Source organism: Duganella sp. OV510 (assembly GCF_900100205.1).
In the GTDB taxonomy this organism is placed as follows: domain Bacteria; phylum Pseudomonadota; class Gammaproteobacteria; order Burkholderiales; family Burkholderiaceae_D; genus Rugamonas.
Window position 1 is genome coordinate 74,145 of the sequence record NZ_FNEQ01000006.1, and the last position, 19,239, is coordinate 93,383.

The window sequence follows — 19,239 nt, forward strand, 5'->3', positions numbered from 1 at the left end:
TCAGCTTGTAGCGGGAGATCAGTGATGAGCAATTCAAGTAACGCGCAGCCAGAGTCGCTGCATATCGTGTGTCCGCATTGCGATGCGGTGAATCGTGTGCCATCCGCCAGGCTGTCGGCGCAGCCGGTGTGTGGCAAGTGCCAGAAAGCGGTGTTCACCGGCGCGCCGGTGGACCTGAGCAGTGCGCGCTTCCTCAAGCATATCGAGCGCAGCGACATTCCGGTGCTGGTGGATTTCTGGGCGCCGTGGTGCGGTCCTTGCCGCACGATGGCGCCGTTCTACGCGCAGGCAACGCAGCGGCTGGAGCCGCAGTTCCGCGTGGTGAAGGTAGATACGGAGCAGGCGCAGGACCTGGCGGCGCGCTATGCGATCCGCAGCATTCCAACGCTGGCCTTGTTCAAGGGCGGGCGCGAGATTGCGCGGCAGCCAGGTGCGATGGATGCGCAGAACATCATCGCCTGGGCGACGCAGAATAACCGTTAAGCGTCTTCGGCGGCGCGTTCCAGCCATCTGGCGATGCCGTCCAGCGTGCGGAAGTCCGCCACTGAACGCGTATTGATGTGGGGATGGCGTTGTTGCAGCATCTTTGACAGGGCGCTGCCGGGACCTAGTTCCAGCGCGACGGTGATGCCGGCTTCGTCGGCGGCGTCCATGCAGGCGAGCCAGCGGATTTTCTCGGCCAGCTGGCGCGATAGCGTCTCTACAGCGCGTGCTTTGTCGCGGATGGCGCTTGCGTCGATACCGGCCAACACGGGCGCCAATTGTGCCATGAAAGTGGTTGCTTCCAGGGCCTCGCCGAACGGCTGGACGGCACTTTGCATGTAGGGCGTGTGCGATGCCACTGCCACCGGCAGACGGCGGCTGCGTGCGCCCGCTGCTTCAATCGCCTGCTGTAGCTGGTCCGCTTGCGCGGCGGGCCCGCCGGCAATACAGCTGTCTTCGCCGGTTTCTATGCTGATGTGATATCCATATTGCGCCGCCAGCTTGCTGGCGCTGGCGAGCGTCAATCCGGTGATGGTCAGCAGCGCCTGGCCGGGGACTATGCGCTGGCAGTCGTCCATCCATTGCGCCCGCTGTGCCGCCAGCGCTACCGCCTGTGCTGGCGCGATGGCGCCAGCCACACCGTAGGCCGACAGTTCGCCGATGCTGTAGCCGGCGACCAGTGCTGGCGTTGGCGCGAAGTCGCGGATTGCTTCCCACATGCTGAGTGTCGCGGTCACGATCAGTGGCTGGGCGATGCGGTTGGCGTAGATGTCGCCGTCAAGTTGCCGGCCGCTGAGCAGCCGGTCCGCAAGTGCGTTGGCCGCCGCGTTGGTGCGGGCCAGGTCGAACATGCCGGGATGCTGGTCGCCTTGGCCGGGGCATAGCAGCAGCAGACGTGCGCGGCTCATTGCTTGTCCAATATGGCGAGCGACTGTACCAGGCAGCAGGCGGCCAGCAGGTCTGCCGCGCCGCCGGGTGAGAGGCGGTGTTGCATGAAGGTGCGGTGGCTGTGCAGCGCGTCGGTTCGCCAGCGGGCATTGGCCGTGCCGCCTTGCGCCAGAAAGCGTTCAGCATGATCGCGTACGATCTGCGCACCTTGCGGGCCGGCGCGGTGGTAGACGTTGCTGTCGCTGATGTGGGCCATCAGGGTGTAGAGCGTGTCGACGCGCTCTTCGGTGACGGTGGCGCCACGCGCGCGCGCGGCCAGCAGGGCAGGGAGGCCGATCTCAAACACCGATGGCAATCCCAGCGCGCCTTCTTCGCGTGCGCCGCTCACCGCATACCGCGCTGCCACGCGCAAGCCGTTGCTCAGGTGTGTCCTCGCAGACTGCTGCACGCCAACCGCATCCGCAAGCTGTACCGCCACAGCCTCGTGCGAGCGGTCATGTGCCAATAAGCGAACCTGTTCGTCTGAGGCGGTGGACGCCGCCGGCGCCGCATGTTGGGCGAGTTCTTCGCCCCAGCGTATGAGCATTGCTGCTCGCAATGCTGCCGGTGTAAGTGGCGTGCCTTGCGCACGGGCGCGGCCTGCGGATGCGCACAGCATGCCGAGGCTGAAGATGGCACCGCGATGAGTGTTGATGCCGTGCGTCGCCCGTAGCATAGCCGTTTCCGCTGCGATGCCGAGTTTCTTCAGCTGCGCAAACGGTGCGTCGTTCCATCCCGCCAGGCAGATTTTCTTGAAGTAGTGACGTAGCGCGAACATGCTGCGCATGAAAGTGCCGGCATCCATGTCGTCATGGCTGCCGCTGTCGATTGGTGACACCAGGCCTGGCTTGGGATACAGGCACAATTCGGCGTGCAGGCTGCGCACCGCCAGCCGCGCTACCTCGCATGCAAATACCCGCCGTGCGGCGTGGCCAAGCGGCTGCGCCGGTGGCGTAAAGCTGGCGGTACGTGTGTGCATGATGCCATGTGCGCGCATCATGATGCCTCCAGCGTCGCCAGCAGCGATGTGGTATCGGCCAGGCGCACGGTGTGCAGCTCCTTGACCATTACCTTGGCTGGATGCGTGATCGCCATCCGCCATTCTTTCCATGATACCGCCGCGCCGTCGGGGAAGACGAGCTCGCCGTCCAGCGGCAAGTGTTCTGCATGCGTCGTCAACAGCGACATGACGTTTTCCAGTTGGCTGCGGCTGGAAGGATGAAACAGCAGGTCCACATCTGATGTTGGCGATACGTACTGCTGGCCGGTCAAGGTTTGCATGGCCAGCGAGCCAAAGACACGCAGCGTTGGCGCCGCATCGCATAGCGCGGCCAGCTTATCGTGCCAGTCGCCGGAGACGGGTAATGCTTCACGCAACGTGATCGCTGGCGTGGCGCGCGCGACAAGTGCGGACGAGACGCGCAGTGGAACGCGCACCTTGACGCCGGCTGCATCCGGCGGCAGCGGCACACCGAGGCAAACTACGCCGCTGTTCGCGCCCGCAGCCGCAGCCGCACCCGTACCCGCATCAGCATCAGCACCAGCACCAGCACCAGCACCAGCACCAGCACCAGCACCAGAACCCCGGCACGCACCCGCGCTCCTTTCGACGCCGAGGCCGACTCCGGTGCAGGCAGCGAGATCGGCATCCTGGCGGCGCACTACGGCTGGCCAGTCCTGCTGCCGCCACTCGGCCAGAGCTGCCTTATGTACGGGCTGCGCGGAGGCTATCGCGCCCTCCCAGCCGGCGGGGCTGAGCCACACCAGCGTATGGCGTTCAAGCTCGCTGGACATCGCCGCCGGACACCACAGCATCAATCACCGGCTGCGCCAGACGACGCCCGCCACGCTGCAAGCCCAGCGCGCTACGCTGATCGCCGGTGGTCTGCCGCACCAGCGCCGTGCGCAAATGCGCAGCCAGGTCGCCGTGCCAGATCGACTCCAGGCCACCCATGCGCAAGTAATTCTCCGGCCCCGGCGCAAACACCGGATTACCTTGCGCCAGCTCGGTCAACAATTCCTCCGGCACCTTGGTGATGCGCGCCATGGCGGGCAAACCCATCACGCGGATGGTGGCGTCGGGCAAGGCGTGGCAGGCATCGGCCATCAAGCCGCTGGTGATGAATCCCCCGGACAATGCCTGGTCGTACACCAGGCCGATAATCTTGTGACCCTTGCGCCGCGCCAGATCCACGCACTTCCCCAAGTGGGCCATATAGCTATTGATGCCCAACATCTCATCGCGATGCCGCAGGCGCTGGCCCTGCGTATCGATCAGCATCAGAATCGGCATGCCGGGGAAGTCGCGCACCGTGCGCAGGATCGCCTGCGCCTGTGCCAGCGCGATCTCCACGCCGATCGGCGTATGCTCGGTGGTGCCGATGACGGCGACCGCCTGCCCATCCACTTGCGCGCCACCGCATAAAAACGCGTTCTGCTCAACGATGGTGTGACCTTCGGGGAACAGCGTCTGTGCCAGTTTTTTCCAATCCATCTCAGACTCCCTGACGGTGTGAGGCCGCCGCTGCGATAAAGCTGTCCACATCCAGCATCGGCACGTTGGCCGCATCCGGCACCTGCATCGCTTCCCAGATATCCACCGGATCGTGCAGCGTGCCGTAGTTTTGCAGCCGCGCCTCCAGCATCTTCTGTTCGGCTTCCAGTGCCTCCAGCGTCAGCGCTGTCGGCTGATTGGCGAAAGCCGCCAGCGCTTCCTGCGCCGCCTGGCGGAAGGCCATCACGTCATCGGCCACGATGCGCTGGCAGTCGCCCAGCAGGTAGCGATGCTTGCCGCCGGAAGTGCGCCAGACCAGCGCACGGTCGCGCGAATCGAATTCCTCCACGCCGTTGGCGGTCTCGATCACCTCCGGGCCGGACATCGCCAATCGTCCTTCTTCCGACATGATGACCACGTTGGCGCAGCGCGTGACGATGCCCATGCCGCCAAACGCGCCATTGGCGCCGCCCACCAGCGCAATTACCGGCACGCCGGCATCGCGCGCGTCGAGCAGGGCGCGCATTACTTCAGAGACGGCAATCAGGCCGGCGTTGGCTTCATGCAGCCGCACGCCGCCGGACTCCACCAGCAGCACCACGGCCACCTTGTCGGCGATCGCCTTGCGCAGCAAGCCGACCAGCTTGGCGCCGTGCACCTCGCCAACCGCACCGCCCATGAACGCGCCTTCCTGCGCCGCCACGTACACCGGCACGCCGCCCAGCAGCGCATGGCCGATCGCCACGCCGTCATCAAACGCCACCGGCGCGTTCAGCTGCGCCAGGTGCGGGCTGGTGACGCGCGCCGATGGGGGAATGAATTCTTCAAAGCTGCCGGGATTGAACAGATGCTGCAAGCGCTCGCGCGCAGTGGCTTCCTGATAGCTGACAGGGCGGCTCATGAGGTTTCTCCCAGCATGGTTTCCACCGCCTGGTCGAGGCGCAGGCTGACGACGGCCGGCGTGGCGCCCATGTCGTTGATCGAAATGCGCGTATCGGCCAATTGCCAGCGCGCGTGAAAGTCGCTCATCACCGCTTGCCAGATCGCGCCGAAGCCGACAGCGGCGGTAGTAATTTCGATGGTGCAGGCGCCGTTTAATTCGGCCGGCTCGATCAGCACTTCCAGATTGCCCGAGCCGACCACACCCACCACTTCGGGCGGCGCGGTCAGGCGGTGCGTGCCTTGTTCAAAACGATAATTGAGGGTTTCCATCGTATGCTCCTTACCAGTTGCGGAAACGCTTGGGCGGGTTGTACAAACCGCCCGATGCGCGCACCAGGTCTTTCATGTTACGGGCGGCCAGCAGGTCGCGTGTGGCCAGGCGCTTGTCGATGCCCAGATCCTCGGCGCGGGTGATGATGCCACGGTCGCGCAGATTTTCCACCGCGCGCTTGTCGCGCCCGAGTCCGACCGGCGTGTAGCCTGCCACGCCACGGATCGCCTGTTCGCGTTCCTCGTCGGTGCGGCACAGCAGCAGGTTGGCGATGCCTTCCTCGGTCAAGATGTGCGTGACATCGTCGCCGTAGATCATCACTGGCGGGATGGCCATCTTGGCCTGTTCCATCAGCTCCCACGCATCCAGTTTCTCGACAAACGCAGGCTGCATGTGTTCGCGGAAGGTTTCGACCATCTGCACCACCAGCTTCTGGCCGCGCGGGATGGTGTTGCGGCCGGCGCGCGCCTGTTCGCCGGCCTTCAGCCACGCCGGGCTGGCGTGACGCCGGCCGCGCGCATCGGCGCCCATGTTGGAGGCGCCGCCGAAGCCGGAAATGCGGCCTGCCGTCGCGGTCGACGAATTGCCCTGCAAGTCGATCTGCAAGGTCGAGCCGATGAACATATCGCAGGCGTAGTGGCCCGCCGCCTGGCACATGGCGCGGTTGCTGCGCATACTGCCATCGGGGCCAATCGCGAACACGTCCGGCCGCGCGTGGATGTAGTCTTCCATGCCCAGCTCGGAACCAAAGGAATGGATCGACGTCACGAAGCCCGCTTCAATCGCCGGTATCAGTGCCGGATGCGGATTCAACGCCCAGTGCTTGCCGATCTTGCCGCGCAGGCCGAGCGATTCGGCATACGTCGGCAGCAGCAGCTCGATGGCGGCGGTGTCGAAGCCGATGCCGTGGTTCAGGCGCTGTACCTCGTATTCGGCGTAGATGCCCTTGATGGCCATCATCGCCATCAGCACCTGGATTTCGGAAATCTGTGCCGGGTCGCGCGTGAACAGCGGCTCGATGTAGTAGGGACGCGGCGACTGCACCACGAAGTCCACCCAGTCGCCCGGCACGTCAACGCGCGGCACCTGGTCCACCAGCTTGTTGACCTGGACGATGACGATGCCCTGCTTGAACGCGGTCGCCTCAACGATAGCCGGTGTGTCCTCGGTATTCGGGCCGGTATAGAGATTGCCGTGACGATCCGCCGCTTCCGCCGCGATCAGGCAAACGCGCGGCGGCAAGTCGATGAAGTAGCGGCTGAACAGTTCCAGGTAAGTGTGGATGGCGCCGATATTCAGCTTGCCGGCCGCAGCCAGCCGTGCCACCCGCGCCGCCTGCGGGCCGGAGAAGGAGAAATCCAGCCGCGAGGCGACGCCCCGCTCGAAGACATCCAGATGCTCCGGCAGCGCCAGGACCGATTGCAGCATGTGCAGATCGTTGACGCGCGCCGGGTCCAGATTGGCCAGCGCGTGGCCGAGGAAATCGGCCTGCTTCTGGTTATTGCCTTCGAGGCAGACGCGGTCACCGCATTCGATGACCGCATGCAGCAAATCGGCGATGCGCGCAGCCGGCAGGCTTTTGCCGTCCAGCTGATTACCCAATGCCGTTCGGGCGCGCTGCAATCGCGCATCGCGATTTTGCTGCAAGGTGTTCCAGGACATTTATTTTGCTCCCATAATCATGTCAGGCAGGCCGGTTGCAATCGATGGGAAGAAGCAGAGCAGCAGCACCGCCACCACCATCAGCAACAGGAAGGGGAACACGCCCCAGATCACATCCTTCAACGGGATGTCCGGCGCGATGTTCTTGATGACGAATATATTCAACCCCACCGGCGGGTGGATCAGCCCCATTTCCATCACCACCGTCATGACGATGCCAAACCAGATCAGGTCAAAGCCGGCTTCACGCAGCGGTGGCAGGATGATTGGCGCGGTCATCAGGATGATGGAGACCGGCGGCAGGAAGAAGCCGAAGACCACCACCATCAATAGTATCACCGCCAGCAGCACCCATTTTGACAGGTGCAGGCTGACCACCCACGCTGCGGCCGACTGGCTGATGTGCAGGTAGCTCATCACATACGAATACAGCAGCGACATGCCGATAATCAGCAACAGCATCGTCGATTCCTTGATCGACGAGCCAAGGATGGGCGACAGGTCTTTGGGCTTCCACACGCCGTAGATGACCGCCAGCAGCGCGAGCGCCAGCAGCGCACCCAGGCCGGCGGTTTCGGACGGCGTGGCGAAACCACCGTACAGCGCCACCATCACGCCGATCAGCAGCACGATGAACGGCAGCACGCGTGGCAGCATTTCCACCTTTTCCTTGAGTGTGAAGTGCTCGTCTTCCAGATAGGCGGATTTCTCGCCACCTTTCTGGTAGATGTCCAGCGCCATGCGGTATTCCTTGCGGGCGCGGTAGACGGCATAGCCGGCAAACAGCACCACCAGCAGGATGCCTGGTCCGATCCCGGCCAGGAACAAACGGCCCAGCGACTGCTCGGCAGCCACCGCGTACAGGATCATGGTGATCGACGGCGGCAGCAGGATGCCCAGCGTGCCACCCGCCGCGATGATGCCGGCAGCGAAGCCCGGCGAGTAGCCACGCTTGCGCATCTCCGGAATACCGGCCGAGCCGATCGCCGAGCAGGTGGCCGGTGAGGAGCCAGCCATTGCCGCGAACAGCGCGCAGGCAAACACGTTGGCGATGCCCAGGCCGCCGGGGATCTTGTGCATCCATGTGTGGATCGCGGAGTACAGGTCGCGGCCGGCCGGCGATTTGCCGATCGCCGCACCCTTCAGGATAAACAGCGGGATCGACAGCAGCGTGATCGACGCCATCTCTTCGTAGACGTTCTGCGTAATCGTGTCCAGAGAAGAAGCTGGCATGAAGAAGTACATGAAGCCGGTGGCGACGATGCCCAGCGCGAAAGCGATCGGCATCCCGGAGAACATCACCACCAGCGTGACGGCGCCGTACAGCGCGCCCAAAGTCAGTTCACTCATGCGGAAGGCTCCGATTTATTGGTGAGGCGGGCGAGCGTTTGCAGCAGCAGTTGCAGCGACAGCAGCGTCATGCCGGCAGCCATCATGGAGTAGGGTATCCACAGCGGCGGCGCAAAGGTGGAGGAGGTGGTCTGGCCGTCGACCCAGGCTTCGTGGAACAGCATCCACGATTTCCAGGTGAAGAAAGCGCAGAACAGCGTCGACGCCAGGTCCACCACGAACAGCCGGACCGCATTCACGCGGCGCGGCAGCAGGCCCGCAATCGCTTCAATGCCGATATGGCCACGATGGTACTGGACGAAGGCGGTGGTGAAGAAGGTGACACCCACCAGCATGAACACCGAGGCCTCATCCTGCCAGTCGGTCGGCGCCTGGAAGAAATAGCGCGACACCACCGAGTAGGTCAGCACGATGGCGGTCAGCACCAGCGCCATCATCGACAGCATCATCAGGCCGCGATTCAGCTTGTCCAGTGCCGCCGTCAGCGCTGCGATCACCGCATTGTCCGGCGGCGCCGGACCACGCGATGGCGTCAGTTCTACGCCGTGGCTCACAGGGTTTTCTCCGCGAGTTTAAGCAGGTTGGCGCAGCTGGCGTTTTTCTCGCTGTAGTCCTTCCACGCGGTGCTGCGGGCGATGGTCTGCCATTTTTTCAGCGAGGCGGCGCTCATGTCGGCTACTTTGGCGCCGGCTTTTTGGTACACGACGGCGACCTGCTGGTCGTCTTCCTTCGACGACTTGAGTGCAAACGTTTCCAGCTCCGCGCCAACGGCCAGGATCAGCTGTTGCTGGTCTTTCGGCAGCTTGTCGAAGATGGCGCGCGACATCATCAGCGGTTCCAGCATGAACCAGTAGGAACCTGTGCGGCCGGTGACCAGCGCTTTCGATACTTCCTCAAGGCGGAACGAGATCAGCGAGGTGGAGGAGGTCAGCGCCGCTTCCATGGCGCCGGTCTGCATCGCCGCGTAGATTTCATTCGACGGCAGCGTGACCACGGCAGCGCCGGCGGCCTTCAGCATCATGTCCATCTCGCGCGAGCCGCCACGGATTTTCATGCCCTTGGCGTCGTCCGGATCGAGTACCGGCTTGGTGCGCGAGGCCATGCCGCCGGCCTGCCAGATCCAGCTGACCATGACGATGCCCTTGTCGTACAGGATGCGCGACAGTTCCTTGCCCACTTCGGCGTTCTTCCAGCCGTAGGCTTGTTCATACGAGGTGACCAGGCCGGGCATCAGGCCGATATTCACTTCCGGTACTTCGCCGCCGGCATACGACAGCGGCACCAGCGACAGGTCCAGCGCGCCCTTGCGCATGGCGGAGAACTGGGCGTTGGTCTTCATCAGTGAGGAGCCGGGATAGACCGCGAACTTCAGCGCGCCTTTCGAGCGCTTTTCGACTTCAGCGGCGAACATGCGCGTCAGACGGTCGCGGAAGTCGCCTTCGGTCAGGGTACCGCCAGGGAATTGATGGGAAATCTTGAGCGAGGTTTGGGCCCAAGCAGTTGGTTGCAACAACAACGGGCTAGCGGCAATCGCTGCTAGTACGGACCGGCGGGTGATGGCACTCATACGTCCTCCAAGGGTTGATGTACAGAAACATTATCATTATTCGCATTTAATATGCAATAAGCTTTTTTGTGTATACAAGAATAGCGGTTGCGAATACATTGTCAAGCGATATAATGACATCATCATGACGACACACTCCGCCACCCTCCGCGAACAGATCGAAGAAATGATCGCTGTTGGCCAGCTCAAGCCCGGCCAGCATCTGGACGAGACCGAACTGGCCACGCGCTTTGGCGTGTCGCGCACACCGATACGCGAAACGCTGATCCAGCTATCGTCGATGGGACTGGTGGTGATACGTCCACGCCGTGGCGCTATCGTGGCCGAGCTGGGGCCGCAGCAACTGGTGGAGATGTTTGAGGTGATGTCGGAGCTGGAGTCGACTTGCGGCCGCCTTGCCGCGCGCCGTATGACGCCTGAAGAGCAGCAGGCCTTGCTGGCCGCGCACCAGGCCTGCCAGGCGGCGCTGGACGCGCAGGAGCCGGACACTTATTACTATCAGAACGAGATATTCCACGAGGCGATCTACGCCGGCAGCCACAATCAGTTCCTGATCGAGCAGACGCGCGCGCTATACCGGCGACTGCGTCCCTATCGCCGGCTGCAACTGCGCGTGCGCAATCGCCTGGCGAATTCATACAACGAGCATGACGGCGTGGTGAAGGCGATCCTGGATGGCGATGGCGAGCTGGCGGCCCAGCTGCTGCGTGAGCACGTGATGATACAGGGGCAGCGCTTCTCCGACCTGATGGCATCGCTGCCGCAGCTGCGGCAGGATGCAGCTTAAGCCTTTTCCTTGTCCGACTTGACCGAGTTGCGGATGATGCGTATCGGCTTGGTCTGATTGTGGACCGGGTCGGCCGGCAGCATGTCGGCCAGCGTTTGCTGATCCAGCACGGCGAGGAAGGCGCGGGTGGCGTCGTTCAGCGTGTGTTTCAGCTTGCAGTCGTTGGTCAGCGGGCAGGTGTCGCTGTCGCGGTCGAAGCATTCCGCCATGAAGAAATCGGTCTCGGTGGCGCGCACCAGTTCACCAATATTGATATCCTTGGGCTCCTTGCCCAGCCGCAGGCCGCCATTGCGGCCGCGCACCGTCTCCACCAGTCCCGACAGGCCGAGCTGGTACACCACCTTCATCAAATGGTTTTTAGATATGACGTGCAAGTCGGCGATGTCCTGGATGGTGACCAGTCGATCCCGATTGGCTGCCAGGTAGAGCAGCGTCCGCAGGGAGTAATCGGTAAAAGAAGTAAGGCGCATGCGTCTATTTTACGTTAACTTGCGTACTGACGCTTATGGCGACCTGCGTCACACTGCAGAGTAACTGAAGGAGGCACCATGGATAACGAAGAGGTACGCCGCCAGTTCATCAGCGAATTGTGGCAGCGTTTCGAGCAATTGCAGGCCTGGGCGGTAGAGAACTGGCCAGATCAGGACAATCCGCTGTCGAGCGCGGACTTTGTCGAATCGCGCAAGGAGATACTCGGCTTGCGCAATCCAACCCAGGCGCCGGGCCGCGCGCGGCTGGAGAATGAGCCGGAACCGGAGCAGGGCGGGGCGCAGTATGTCGACCTGAATCCCGCACCCTGGCCGTGATCAGTCGTGCACCACCGGCTTGCCGATCAGTGCCAGCATCCAGGCGATCACGCTGATCACCAGGCTGGCCAGCACGCCCCACGCCAGGTTCAGCGCGCTGTCGAACAGCAGCGGGGCCACCAGGCCTGACACCAGTGCAAACAGCAGCATCTGGATAAACGACTGCATCGACGATGCCAGCCCGCTGTTATTGGGGAAGTAGGACAGCGCGATCAGCGAAGCCGGCGTCATGGCCAGCGCCAGGCCGAAGGAATAGATAAACAGCGGCAGCACCGCCCATGGCACGGCTGCCGTGAAGGTGGCGTTGTAGGCGACGTTGATGACGCCAGCGGACAGCATCACGACAAAGCCGGCCCATACCTGCGCCTTGCGCGAGAACCGGTGCGCGAACTTGCCGGACAGCGCCGAACCAACCACCATGCCGCTGATCAGCGGCACGAACATCCACGCGAACGCGGTTTCCGGCAGGTGCAGGATGTTCATCACAAAGTAGGCGGCGGAGCCGATGTATAGCGCCACGCCCGCAAAGCTCATGCCGACCGCCACCGCCAGCAGCAGGAAGTGGTAGTGGCACAGCACTTTCCAGTAGTTCTTTGCGATGACGCCTGGATGGAAAGGATGGCGGTCCTTGGCCGGCAGGCTTTCCGGCAGCGCGCGGTACACCGACACCAGCATCAGCAAGCCGAAGGCGGCCAGGAACCAGAAGATCGAGCGCCAGCCGAAACCCACTTGCAGCCAGCCGCCCAGCACCGGCGCGATCGCCGGCGCCAGGCCGAACACCATCATGATATGCGACAGGATCTTCTGCGCGGCGGCACCGTCGAAACGGTCCAGCACAATTGCGCGGCCGACCACCGAACCGGCGCCGGCGGCCAGGCCCTGCACGATGCGGCAGGCCAGCAGCACGCCGATCGACGGCGCCATCGCCGCCACCACCGACGCAATGATGTAAGCCACCAGCGAGACCAGGATCACCGGGCGGCGGCCGAAGGAGTCCGACAGCGTGCCGTAAAACAGCATCATGAAGGAGAAGCAGAACAGGAACATCGACAGCGTCTGCTGCACCACCAGCGGGCTGGCGTCAAACGCCTGGGTGATGGCGGGGAAGGATGGCAGATAGGTATCGATGGCCAGCGGTCCGACCATGGAAAGGCCTGCCAGCAGCAGCGTCAGCAAAATATTCATGAATAGCGTATTGTTCGTTGGACCCGGGTTCGTTGGACCCGGCATTTTACGCGATATGCGCAGGCCGCATAAGAAAGGCTGAAAACCTTCGTTAGCTTATCGCGGTACAGTGGTTATGCTGCACAGTGGGCGATTACGCCCATGCTTTTCGAATTCGAGACATTATGACAAGAGATACCTTTGACGGCACATCCGTCAGGCCATCGCACTGGAACCTGGCCAGCGTGATTGAACAGCTGCGCGTGTCGCGCGAAGCCACCCACAATATCCGCCACCATGGCCGCGTGCGCGAACTGCCGTCGCGCGAGGCGCTGACCACCATCGTCAACGGCCTGCAGGCGGTGCTGTTCCCGACCCACTACGGCCGGCCCAACCTGACCGACGAGAGCATCGATTTCTTTGTCGGCGATACGCTGAACACCACGCTGAACCGGCTGGCCGAGCAGGTGCGGCGCGGCCTGCAGTTCTCCGCCGAGGAAGCGCTTCCCGATGAAGAGGCGTTGACCCGCCAGGCGCACGAGATCACCCGCGAATTCGCCGCCAGCCTGCCGCAGGTGCGGGCCCTGCTGGTGTCGGACGTGCAGGCGGCGTTTTCCGGCGATCCGGCGGCAACCTCGGTGGCCGAGATCATGCTGTGCTATCCGGGCACGATCGCCATCCTGTATTACCGCCTGGCACACAGCCTGCACCGTCTCGGCTCGCCGTTCCTGGCGCGGCTGATCTCGGACATCGCCCATTCGCTGACCGGGATCGACATCCACCCGGCGGCACAAATCGGCGCCAGCTTCTTCATCGATCACGGCACCGGCGTGGTGATCGGCGAGACCGCCATCATCGGCCAGCGGGTGCGCCTGTACCAGCACGTGACGCTGGGCGCCAAGCGCTTCCCGGCGGACGAGCAGGGCGTGCTGATTAAAGGCGTGCCGCGCCACCCGATCGTCGAGGACGACGTGGTGATCTACGCCGGGGCCACCATCCTGGGCCGCATCACCATTGGCGCCGGTTCGACCATCGGCGGCAATGTGTGGCTGACGCAGAGCGTGCCGCCGGCCAGCAACGTCTCGCAGGCGCAGATGCGCAACGACTAAGCCTTGGCCTTTTTGGCCTTGGCTGTTTGCTCGCCCTTGACGGCGCTTTGCAGATTCTTCAGCGCGCCGAAGATGGCGCCGGCGTTACCGGTGGGGATAACGCCGGCCAGCCCGATCATCGCTGTCACCACGGTGATGGTGCGGGTGACGTTGTCGATGGTCCTGATGACATCCCTGGCATGCTCGGTGGCTGTGACCAGATCGGCCAGGCTTTGCTCGGCATCCTTGATGATGACGCCAACCGCGCGTGTCACCAGGTCGCTGGCCACGTTCAGCAGCGTTACCTCCAATGATTGCAGGGTGGCGCGCTCCTTCTCTGGAATCTTCGGCCAGTTCTCCGGCGCATACAGGTAATCTCCCAATGCGGTGGAAGCGTTGCGGAACTGCGCCGACAACTTCAGCGCGTCATCGGCGGTGAGGGTGATGGTGTTCATGTGCGCTCCTTAAAGTGCGCGTACCGCGTTGTAGGCGGAGCGGATTTGTTTGGTGTAGCGCTTCAGATCGGCCAGCAGCTGATGGTTGTCGATATCGTCGCGGCCATCGTACAGGGCCTGGTGGGCGATGGCGATGCGCCTCAGCGACTCGATATACAGCGGGATGGCGCGCTCGCGCTCATCGAACAGCGCGTTGGCGGCGTTCAGGCTGGCCCACGCCTGCTCGGCTGCCACCGGCTCACGGTTATTCTCGCGGGCGCGCGCATGCAGCGAGCGGTAATAGCGGTTGGCGCTGGCGCGTTCGATTTTCAGCGACGCGTCAAACGCCTGCATCGACTGCACGAGGCTGGCCAACAGCGCCTGTATCGGCGCATTCCCTTCTGCGATCACCTTTTTTAATTCGCGATGGCGATAGCCGTTGAGCGTGGCGTCGGTCAGCAGCTTGCCGATCGCCCTGGCCGGCGCCACGCTGGCGGCGTCCAGGTAGTTGGCCTTGGCGGCGGCATCGACCAGGCCATCGACTTCCTCGGCGCCGGTGGGAATGTCATCGCCCGCCAGTTCGGCCAGGGTCGCCATGTAGGTCGACACCACCTTGTGATAGACCTGCAAACGCGCGGCCTGCGGCAAGCGCTGCTGGTACTCGGCGTCGAGCGTGGCACGCTGTTGCGTTTCCGCCTCCAGCGTGTAGCTTTTATTGATGAGCGGACTGCGCACATAATCATCGCTGAGCCGCGTGTAGCCCGCGCTGAGCGAGGAAATCTGGCCGAACTCCCGCACCGCTTGCAGGTTGGCACAGCCACCCAGCAGCGCGGCGAGGACGCACAAAATAAACAGGCGCATGGATATTCCCCCGAACTTTAGAAAATTGTCGTAAAGAATACTACAAATGATAATCGTGGAAAGCACGGCATGCCATTTTGTATAATTTGCGCCATTGACTACTTTCGAAGCACAGATAATGCAAATTGCGACTATGTTGAGCTTGGCGGGTTCGGTAACGTGTGTCGGCGTCTTCATCGGCCGCAAGAACTGGATATTGGCGCTGGCCTTTTTCTGCTCGATCGCCTACACGGTGCTGGCGCAGGTGGTCAACGTGCCGGAAATCCCCGGCATCGTGGTGCAGGCACTGCCGTTCCTGTTCCTGGCGCTGGTGGTTTACGAAGTGCTGCAAAAGCTGGTGATGAAATAAGCGGCTAGCGGCGCCTCGGCCCCATGCGGCTGATCGAGAAGTTCAGCAGCAGGGCGGGCGTGTCGGGATCGCGCCGCGATTCCTCATTGTGCTCGATGACGCGCCGCGCTTCCTTGAGCGCGGCCTGCAGCAGAAAGCTGTCGAGCGTAGTGCCGGCCAGCGCGGCCGCCTGGTGCAAGGTCGCCGTGGCGTTGTGCGGCACCCTGACCGAGATGCGGCCGGTCTTGGTGATGGTTGCCATCAGTCGCCACCTGTGATCGTGCGATGGCGCTCAGCCTCGCGCAGGATGCGCAACACATTCCCGCTCCACATCTTCTCCAGGTCGGCATCGGAATAGCCGGCCCCCTTCAGCCGCTGGGTGATGCGCGGCAGTGCCGTCACCTGCTCAAGACCGGCAATGCCGCCGCCGCCATCAAAGTCGGCGCCGAAGCAGACGTGATCGACGCCGGCCACACTGATCACATGCAGCAGCGCCGCCATGTACTGCTCGAAGCTGGCATTCCACAGCGGCGTGGTGGCGTCCAGCGCATTCCAGCGTGCGATCAGGTCAGCCTGTTCGGCTGGATTCAGCGACGAGATATGTTCAACCTTGTCGAACAGCGCCTCGCGCTCCGGCCCCATCTGCACATTGCCAAGGTAGATGGTGGTGAAGCACAGCGCGCCGCCGGCCGCCGCCAGCTTGCGCAGCCGTGCGTCGTCCAGGTTGCGCGGATGGTTGAACATGGCGCGCGATCCCGAGTGCGACAGCAGGATGGGCGCGCGTGACTGCGCCAGCAATTGATCGAACACCGCATCCGACGCGTGGCTGGCGTCAATCACCATACCGAGGCGGTTCATCTCCTTGACCCAATCGCGGCCGAGTGGACTCAAGCCGTTCCAGCGCGGCTGATCGGTGGCCGAGTCCGCAAACTGGTTGTTGGCGGTATGGACCACGCCCACCAGCCGCACACCCTGGCGCTGGAAGTCAGATAGCAGCGCCACGCTGTCGCCCAGCGGGTAGCTGTTTTCGATGCTCTTGTAGGCCACCAGCTTGCCGCTGGCTTGCAGCGCCGGCGCATCAACCGCGTCGCGCGCAGCCCCGATGCGGTCGCCGAAACGCGTCACGGTCTGATCGATTTGCAGCGAGCGAGCCTGCGCCCAGCGCAGGGCCTGCGCGTAGCCGTCCGGCGTTAGCGGGCCTTGCGGCGTGAAGACGGCGAAGAAGCCGCCATCCAGATTGCCATCCTCCATGCGCGGCAGATCCAGTTGTGCGATGTCGCTGCGCATATCGTGACGCTCGCCAAAGCTCCATCCCTGTCGACCGAAGTGCACCGGGCTGTCCAGATGGGTATCCAGTGTCAGCAGCTTGCGGTGGGTGGCGTCTACCGGCGCGGCGGCGTCACCGGCAGGCAGGTTCTGGCAGGCGCCCAGCGCGAGCAGGGCGGCGGACAACGCGATTGGCGCGGCGCGTTTCATGGCTGCTCCTTGACGGGCGTGAAGTTCAGGTCCTTGTAGTCCCAGCTGAAATCGGCGATCGGCGAAGCGGCTTTCATCGTGATGCGCGCCACCTTGCCGGCTTCGTCGAGCGCAAACGTGACATAGGCCGGCTCGATGGTCTTGTCATCCAGCCGGGTGATGAAGGTATCGTACTGCCAGTGTTCCAGCTTGCCGCGCATGCGTGGCGCGGTGGTGAAATTGATGGTCAGGCCGGCCGGCGTGTCGGCGATCTCGATCTTGCCGTACCACGGATCGGCATAGCTGCCTGCCAGTGCGGCCGGTTTCAATGACGGCCCCACCTTGGCTGGTGTGGCCTGTGCCTGTTTCAATACTTTCAGGCCTTCGGCCACCTGCTTGTCGCGGTAGGCGCGGAATTTCGCTGGCCAGTCGTTTGCCTGCAAGCCGAGGTAATGATCGATCAGCTCATACATCAGGCCACGCACGATTTCGCCGTCCTCGCTATTGATGGTGATGGCGAAGCCAACCTGCTGTTCCGGCAGTACCACCACGGCGGTTTTGAAGCCCAGCACGGCGCCGCCATGCCAGATGATGCGGTGGCCGCGATAATCGACGATATCCCAGCCCAGGCCATAATCGGAAAAGCGCGATTCCAGCGGCTTGAGTTCGGCCGGCATGGTACTGGCTGGCATGGCCATCGTTGCCTTCCACATTTGCGCCCGCGCCGCTGCGCTGAAAACGCGCTGGCCGCCCGGCGCCACGCCTTCGCCCAGCAGTACTTGCAGCCACTTGGCGAGGTCGTTGGCGCTGCTGGCGACGCCGCCGGCCGGTGCGCCGTTGCGGCCGAGGTCATCGCGTTCGTCCAGCCGTTCCTGGTCGCCGGCGCCACGCAGGCCGCCGTTCATGCGTGCGTGCGGATAGGCGCGGTCTTCGGTGGCGAAGTTGTCCTGGTTGTCGGTGGTGGACTTGCTCATGCCGGAAGGTAGCAGCACATGCTTGCGCACATAGGCTTCCCACGTCTCGCCGCTGACCGCTTCAATCAGCTGGCCGGCCACCACATAGGGCAGGTTGGAATAGGCGAACTCGCTGCGGAAGCTGCTGGACGGCTTGAGGAAGCGCAGGCGCTTCACGGTTTCCGCACGCGACAGATTGCTGCGCGGGACGAACAGCAGATCGCCGGCGCCATATCCCAGGCCGCCGCGATGCACCAGCAGGTCGCGCACCGTCATTTCGCGCGTGACCCAGGCATCGTACATCTGGAAGCCTGGCAGAAGATCGACCACATGATCGTCCCAGCGGATTTTTCCGGCGTCCACCAGCGTGGCCAGCGCAGCCACCGTCATTGCCTTGGTGGTGGAGCCGATGGGGAACAAGGTGTCGGCGTCGACTGCGGCTGGTGCGCCCAGCTGGCGCACGCCATAGCCGCGCGCCAGCGTGGTCTTGCCCTGTTCGACGATGGCGATGGCCATGCCGGGCACGCCGATCTGCCGGCGCAATGCTTCCACGCGGGTGTCGAATTTGGCCGGCGGCGCCGCCCATGCCGGCGCGCTCAACGCCAGCAACAGCAGGAATTTTTTCATGGTTGCTCCGGATGACGGGTGCTGCAATTATCCACCAGGCGCTCGAATGCGGCGCCACCGCGCATGGGATCGGCCACCGGCAGGCCCAGTCGTTGCGCCAGTGTGTCGATTTCCGCCTGGGCGTCGGCTTCGCTCAGGCTGGAGGTATTCAGCGCCACGCCCACGCAGGCAATCGCCGGATTGGTGACGCGGCCCAGCGCCACGGTCTGCGCAATCACCGCTTCGATCGACGGCAGCGGCGCTGCCGGATAACCGAGTATGTGGCTGCGCGACGGATCGTGGCAGACCACGAACATATCCGGCTGGCTGCCATGCAGCAGTCCCAGTGACACGGCGGCGTAGGCTGGATGGAACAGCGAGCCTTGTCCTTCAATGATATCCAGGTGATCTTCGGCGGCGGCAGGGCTGAGCAGCTCCGCCGCGCCGGCGACGAAGTCGGACACCACGGCGTCGATCGGCATGCCGCCGCCGGCCAGCAGGATGCCGGTCTGGCCGCTGGCGCGGAATTCGGCGTCGACGCCGCGCGCCCGCAGCGCCCTGGTCAGCGCCAGCGCTGTGTACTTCTTGCCCAGCGCGCAATCGGTGCCCACCGTCAGCAGCCGCTTGCCGCTGCGCTTGACGCCACTGGCCACCGGGATATTTGCCGGCGGTGTGCGCAGGTCGATCAGGCGCCGGCCCAGCGCGGCGGCGGTGGCGCGCAGCGGTTCGACCTGCGCCAGCTTGATGTGCATGCCGGAGACGATATCCAGGCCAGCCTCCAGCGCTTCCACCAGCGCTGGAATCCAGTGCGGAGGTATCAGCCCGCCAGGCGCGGCAACGCCGATCACCAGGGCGTCCGCGCCGAGGCTGCGCGCTTGTTGCGGGTTGAGGCGCGGCAGGCCGGTGCTGACCGTGGCGGCTGGCAGCACCATCTCGCCGACGCAGCGCTCACGGGCCCAGTCGCGCAGGCCGAACGCGGTTTTCGCATAGCCCGGTTCCACGGTGTCGGCGAGAAACAGCAGATAACGTCCCAACTTGGTTTCAGTAGCGGAATGGATCAT

23 protein-coding genes and 1 pseudogene are annotated in these 19,239 nt (G+C 63.6%); 5 read left to right on the forward strand and 19 right to left on the reverse strand.

The genetic code is table 11. The annotated features are described in order from the left end of the window. Positions 1-24 precede the first annotated feature (24 nt). On the forward strand, positions 25-483 hold the full coding sequence (gene trxC, locus BLS51_RS16825) for a thioredoxin TrxC (protein WP_090184896.1): 459 nt from the start codon (positions 25-27) through the stop codon (positions 481-483). Here the strand turns inward: trxC and BLS51_RS16830 are convergent. The 11 genes and pseudogenes from BLS51_RS16830 to dctP all read right to left on the reverse strand — a co-directional run bounded on the left by BLS51_RS16830 (position 480) and on the right by dctP (position 9,696). Continuing rightward, on the reverse strand, positions 480-1,391 hold the full coding sequence (locus tag BLS51_RS16830) for an acyltransferase domain-containing protein (RefSeq protein ID WP_090184900.1): 912 nt from the start codon (positions 1,389-1,391) through the stop codon (positions 480-482). The two genes, trxC and BLS51_RS16830, sit on opposite strands and share 4 nt — an antisense overlap. Then, positions 1,388-2,410 (reverse strand): triphosphoribosyl-dephospho-CoA synthase, encoded by a 1,023-nt coding sequence (locus BLS51_RS16835; protein ID WP_229207617.1) that lies wholly within the window; start codon positions 2,408-2,410, stop codon positions 1,388-1,390. The genes BLS51_RS16830 and BLS51_RS16835 overlap by 4 nt, the downstream gene beginning before the upstream one ends. After that, complete coding sequence (gene mdcG, locus BLS51_RS30275) at positions 2,407-2,880, reverse strand: malonate decarboxylase holo-[acyl-carrier-protein] synthase (RefSeq protein ID WP_229207636.1); 474 nt, start codon at positions 2,878-2,880, stop codon at positions 2,407-2,409. The genes BLS51_RS16835 and mdcG overlap by 4 nt, the downstream gene beginning before the upstream one ends. Positions 2,881-3,033: 153 nt before the next feature. Beyond that, positions 3,034-3,225 (reverse strand): annotated as a pseudogene (locus BLS51_RS30280) (hypothetical protein); the annotation flags it as partial. Then, positions 3,188-3,904 (reverse strand): biotin-independent malonate decarboxylase subunit gamma, encoded by a 717-nt coding sequence (locus BLS51_RS16845; RefSeq protein WP_090184906.1) that lies wholly within the window; start codon positions 3,902-3,904, stop codon positions 3,188-3,190. The gene BLS51_RS16845 and the pseudogene BLS51_RS30280, both read right to left, overlap by 38 nt. Position 3,905: 1 nt before the next feature. Continuing rightward, on the reverse strand, positions 3,906-4,805 hold the full coding sequence (locus BLS51_RS16850) for a biotin-independent malonate decarboxylase subunit beta (protein WP_090184909.1): 900 nt from the start codon (positions 4,803-4,805) through the stop codon (positions 3,906-3,908). Then, positions 4,802-5,116, reverse strand: a complete 315-nt coding sequence (gene mdcC, locus BLS51_RS16855) for a malonate decarboxylase acyl carrier protein (RefSeq protein WP_090184912.1) — start codon at positions 5,114-5,116, stop codon at positions 4,802-4,804. Before mdcC ends, BLS51_RS16850 begins: the two co-directional genes overlap by 4 nt. 10 nt (positions 5,117-5,126) lie before the next feature. Next, positions 5,127-6,779: a malonate decarboxylase subunit alpha gene (gene mdcA / locus BLS51_RS16860; RefSeq protein WP_090184915.1), complete on the reverse strand. Its 1,653-nt coding sequence runs from the start codon at positions 6,777-6,779 to the stop codon at positions 5,127-5,129. After that, positions 6,780-8,129 (reverse strand): TRAP transporter large permease, encoded by a 1,350-nt coding sequence (locus BLS51_RS16865; protein WP_090184918.1) that lies wholly within the window; start codon positions 8,127-8,129, stop codon positions 6,780-6,782. After that, a complete protein-coding gene (locus BLS51_RS16870; protein WP_175472604.1) occupies positions 8,126-8,683 on the reverse strand; it encodes a TRAP transporter small permease in 558 nt (185 codons plus the stop codon). Before BLS51_RS16870 ends, BLS51_RS16865 begins: the two co-directional genes overlap by 4 nt. Next, positions 8,680-9,696 carry a TRAP transporter substrate-binding protein DctP gene (gene dctP / locus BLS51_RS16875; RefSeq protein ID WP_090184922.1) on the reverse strand — a complete coding sequence of 339 codons (1,017 nt, stop codon included), beginning with the start codon at positions 9,694-9,696 and terminating at the stop codon, positions 8,680-8,682. Before dctP ends, BLS51_RS16870 begins: the two co-directional genes overlap by 4 nt. 124 nt (positions 9,697-9,820) lie before the next feature. Between dctP and BLS51_RS16880 the strand changes: the two genes are divergently transcribed. Next, on the forward strand, positions 9,821-10,483 hold the full coding sequence (locus tag BLS51_RS16880; RefSeq protein WP_090184924.1) for a GntR family transcriptional regulator: 663 nt from the start codon (positions 9,821-9,823) through the stop codon (positions 10,481-10,483). Here BLS51_RS16880 and BLS51_RS16885 read toward each other — a convergent pair. Continuing rightward, on the reverse strand, positions 10,480-10,953 hold the full coding sequence (locus tag BLS51_RS16885) for an RrF2 family transcriptional regulator (RefSeq protein ID WP_090184927.1): 474 nt from the start codon (positions 10,951-10,953) through the stop codon (positions 10,480-10,482). The genes BLS51_RS16880 and BLS51_RS16885 overlap by 4 nt on opposite strands. Before the next feature lie 78 nt (positions 10,954-11,031). Between BLS51_RS16885 and BLS51_RS16890 the strand changes: the two genes are divergently transcribed. After that, entirely contained in the window at positions 11,032-11,289 is a 258-nt protein-coding gene (locus BLS51_RS16890) for a hypothetical protein (RefSeq protein ID WP_090184930.1), read from the forward strand. Here the strand turns inward: BLS51_RS16890 and BLS51_RS16895 are convergent, their stop codons facing one another. Continuing rightward, on the reverse strand, positions 11,290-12,474 hold the full coding sequence (locus BLS51_RS16895; protein WP_090184934.1) for a multidrug effflux MFS transporter: 1,185 nt from the start codon (positions 12,472-12,474) through the stop codon (positions 11,290-11,292). A 164-nt stretch (positions 12,475-12,638) separates the two neighbouring features. On the opposite strand from BLS51_RS16895, the gene epsC reads away from it, so the two are divergent. Beyond that, positions 12,639-13,562 carry a serine O-acetyltransferase EpsC gene (gene epsC / locus BLS51_RS16900; protein ID WP_090184936.1) on the forward strand — a complete coding sequence of 308 codons (924 nt, stop codon included), beginning with the start codon at positions 12,639-12,641 and terminating at the stop codon, positions 13,560-13,562. On the opposite strand, the gene BLS51_RS16905 is transcribed toward epsC, so the two are convergent. Both BLS51_RS16905 and BLS51_RS16910 read right to left on the reverse strand, forming a co-directional pair. Beyond that, entirely contained in the window at positions 13,559-13,996 is a 438-nt protein-coding gene (locus BLS51_RS16905) for a hypothetical protein (RefSeq protein ID WP_090184939.1), read from the reverse strand. The two genes, epsC and BLS51_RS16905, sit on opposite strands and share 4 nt — an antisense overlap. 9 nt (positions 13,997-14,005) lie before the next feature. Next, positions 14,006-14,836 (reverse strand): hypothetical protein, encoded by an 831-nt coding sequence (locus BLS51_RS16910; protein WP_090184942.1) that lies wholly within the window; start codon positions 14,834-14,836, stop codon positions 14,006-14,008. Between the two features lie 118 nt (positions 14,837-14,954). On the opposite strand from BLS51_RS16910, the gene BLS51_RS16915 reads away from it, so the two are divergent. Continuing rightward, positions 14,955-15,185: a hypothetical protein gene (locus BLS51_RS16915; RefSeq protein ID WP_139168718.1), complete on the forward strand. Its 231-nt coding sequence runs from the start codon at positions 14,955-14,957 to the stop codon at positions 15,183-15,185. A gap of 4 nt (positions 15,186-15,189) precedes the next feature. On the opposite strand, the gene BLS51_RS16920 is transcribed toward BLS51_RS16915, so the two are convergent. Genes BLS51_RS16920 through BLS51_RS16935 form a run of 4 tightly spaced genes read right to left on the reverse strand, consistent with a single transcriptional unit; the run spans position 15,190 to position 19,239 of the window. Continuing rightward, complete coding sequence (locus tag BLS51_RS16920) at positions 15,190-15,426, reverse strand: type II toxin-antitoxin system TacA family antitoxin (protein WP_090184947.1); 237 nt, start codon at positions 15,424-15,426, stop codon at positions 15,190-15,192. Beyond that, entirely contained in the window at positions 15,426-16,640 is a 1,215-nt protein-coding gene (locus BLS51_RS16925; RefSeq protein WP_090184950.1) for a dipeptidase, read from the reverse strand. The genes BLS51_RS16920 and BLS51_RS16925 overlap by 1 nt, the downstream gene beginning before the upstream one ends. Then, positions 16,637-18,199, reverse strand: a complete 1,563-nt coding sequence (locus tag BLS51_RS16930; protein ID WP_090184952.1) for a serine hydrolase — start codon at positions 18,197-18,199, stop codon at positions 16,637-16,639. Before BLS51_RS16930 ends, BLS51_RS16925 begins: the two co-directional genes overlap by 4 nt. Continuing rightward, entirely contained in the window at positions 18,196-19,239 is a 1,044-nt protein-coding gene (locus BLS51_RS16935; protein WP_090184955.1) for an N-acetyltransferase DgcN family protein, read from the reverse strand. Before BLS51_RS16935 ends, BLS51_RS16930 begins: the two co-directional genes overlap by 4 nt.